General features: G+C 71.2%; 1 protein-coding gene. It reads left to right on the plus strand.

All coding sequences use genetic code 11. The annotated features are described in order from the left end of the window. Positions 1-240 (plus strand): EamA family transporter (locus SB764_RS44215; protein WP_410867340.1); only part of this gene is annotated, 240 nt, incomplete at both ends.

Raw genomic sequence — 240 nt, forward strand, 5'->3', positions numbered from 1 at the left:
TGGCCGGCGTCGCGGTCGGCATCCTGTCGAGCGCCCTGCCCTATTCGCTGGAAATGGTGGCCCTGCGGCGCCTGCCGCAGAAGACCTTCGGCGTGCTGCTGAGCATGGAACCCGCCATGGGCGCGCTGGCCGGCGTCATCGTGTTGAACGAGCACCTGTCCGGCACGCAGTGGCTGGCGATCTGCGGCATCATCATCGCCTCGGCGGGCTGCGCCGCCACCGCGCGCCGCCAGAACCGCG

This window comes from Paraburkholderia sp. SIMBA_027 (assembly GCF_046535315.1).
Taxonomy (GTDB): domain Bacteria; phylum Pseudomonadota; class Gammaproteobacteria; order Burkholderiales; family Burkholderiaceae; genus Paraburkholderia; species Paraburkholderia tropica.